Below are 2098 nucleotides of genomic sequence, written 5' to 3'. Positions count from 1 at the left end.
TCGCAATCACGGTCTCTATGCTTCGGTTCATCTGCTAGCAATGACAGCATGGGCAATTTCGATGCGAGAGTTTCAGACTATTGAGGCAAAGCATCGTCTAAGTTATTTCATGGGTCTTGGCCTCTTGTGTTGGCTGATCTCAGTGCCCGGTACTATTTTGGGTTACTACTTGGCTGGTATGGTGCCTCCAGCCATTACGCTTGGTTTAGTTTTTATTAATCCTTTGTTCTTTTTGCTGACATTTACTGAAGTAAAGGTCTGGATTAATCGAATTGCTATTGGTCTGGGATTTGTACTGGGTCCATTTTTCTTTATTTTGGATCGCGATACGAGCTTGCTGACTACTGGTTTAGTCGCTGGAACTGCTGCCTATTTATTTGATCGCAAAGTGTTGCGTAAGAAAGCAGGGGTAATAGGCTAATGAATACCGCTCTTCAAGGCTGGGGTTTATGGATTGCCTTAGCTGGCGCTACTCTTGGAACTTATTTTTGCCGTGCCATTGGTGTTTTGCTCGCCAAAAAAATTAACCAAGACAGTGAAATCTTTCGTTGGCTTGCCGCAGTAACCTATGCCATGGTTGCAGCTTTAGTGGTCAGAATGGTCTTGATGCCAATTGGTCTATTAGCAACAGTACCCATATGGATTCGGATTCTGATTTGCCTTCTCAGTTTGGGTGTGATGGTTTCAAAACCAACCCACCGCCTCGTTCCAGCCCTATTGACTGGAACGCTTCTGATGTTGGCTTACGGCGTTATACGCTAAGCAAATCTTAAGTAGTTTGATTTAAAGATGGGCAGCCAAAATTTTGGCAATGTGTACTGCATCTCTTTGTGTGCCATCGGCAATCTGGTGGCGACAGCTTGTCCCATCTGCAACTACCCAACTATCTGGTGCCCTCCGTATTGCTGGTAAGAGGCTAGCTTCTGCCATTTGCTTTGAAACTTCAATATGCTCAGCTTCATAACCAAAGCTACCTGCCATGCCGCAGCAGGATGATTCAATCAGCTTGGGTTCAGCATTCGGGATTAACTTCAAGAGCTCCATCGCCGGTGTTACAGCAGCAAATGATTTCTGATGGCAATGACCATGAAATAACACCGGGCGCGAGGCTGGCTTTAACTGAAGTCGCAGTTTTCCACTCTTTGCTTCTTGAGCTAAAAATTCTTCTAAGAGCTGTACATGCTTACTTACTGTTACCGCACGCTCACCAAAGCCCATGACTAAAGCTTCATCCTTCAAGGTGAACAGGCAAGAAGGTTCTAGACCAATGATAGGAATATTCTTTTCTGCAAATGGCGCAAGATGATTTACCAACTCATCCAAACTGGCTTTGGCTTTATCCACCATACCAGCGGCTAAATAGGTGCGGCCACAGCAAAATTCCTTAGAACACGTATTTGGTGTGGAGTCTGCTTTTTCCTTAGCCAAGCTCTTCTGTGGAATATGGACACGATATCCAGCAGCCTTCAGTACCGCAAGTGCTGCTTGTAAATTCTCATCTTCAAAGTAGGCATTGAAGGTATCTGCCAACAGCACAACGCCTTTATTACCATTGGCATCATCTTGACTGAGTTCAGCCGGGGTAAATTGATAATGTGCAATTGCATTCTGATTACTCCAGAATGTTTTTGCATTCCAGATTGGCAGACTTCTTTGTGCAGAGATGCCCATGATCCATTCTTGTAATTTGGCAATCGGGGCAATATGGTTACGCAGATTGAGCAGCGCAGGCAAACCAGGAATGCTGCTAATGATGGGTGCATATTTCGGTAGATAGGCAACAGCTAGATCTCGTAATGAGTGCCCAACCCGTTTTTTGTAGGCCGATAAAAACTCAATCTTCATCTTCGCCATATCGACGCCAGTAGGGCATTCACGGCGGCAGGCCTTGCAGCTTACACAGAGCTCCATCACTTCCTTAATAGCGTCGCTACCAAGGGGTGAACTTTCATCTTTGACATCCAATTGATTGGAGAGTGCGAGACGTAAAGTATTGGCACGACCACGGGTGAGGTGCTTTTCATCGCGAGTCACGCGGTAACTTGGGCACATCACTTCCGCATCAAATTTACGACAGTGACCATTGTTGTTGCACATC

2 protein-coding genes and 1 pseudogene are annotated in these 2098 nt (G+C 45.5%); 2 read left to right on the top strand and 1 reads right to left on the bottom strand.

Going from position 1 to position 2098, the window contains the following annotated elements:
• Positions 1–421 (top strand): annotated as a pseudogene (locus B7Y67_RS16055) (branched-chain amino acid ABC transporter permease); the annotation flags it as partial.
• On the top strand, positions 421–762 hold the full coding sequence (locus B7Y67_RS16050; RefSeq protein WP_293599489.1) for an AzlD domain-containing protein: 342 nt from the start codon (positions 421–423) through the stop codon (positions 760–762). The pseudogene B7Y67_RS16055 and the gene B7Y67_RS16050, both read left to right, overlap by 1 nt.
• A gap of 21 nt (positions 763–783) precedes the next feature.
• On the opposite strand, the gene B7Y67_RS16045 is transcribed toward B7Y67_RS16050, so the two are convergent.
• Positions 784–2098: 4Fe-4S dicluster domain-containing protein (locus B7Y67_RS16045; RefSeq protein ID WP_293599488.1), on the bottom strand; the 1315-nt coding region annotated here is incomplete at its 5' end.

The organism is Polynucleobacter sp. 35-46-11 (genome assembly GCF_002281105.1).
Note: the sequence above shows the minus strand (reverse complement) of the source record. Positions and strands in the feature narration are given on the sequence as shown.

Coding starts and splice junctions, on each gene's coding strand:
- B7Y67_RS16050 (WP_293599489.1), top strand. CDS start 421: ATGAATACCGCTCTTCAAGGCTGGGGTTTATGGATTGCCTTAGCTGGC.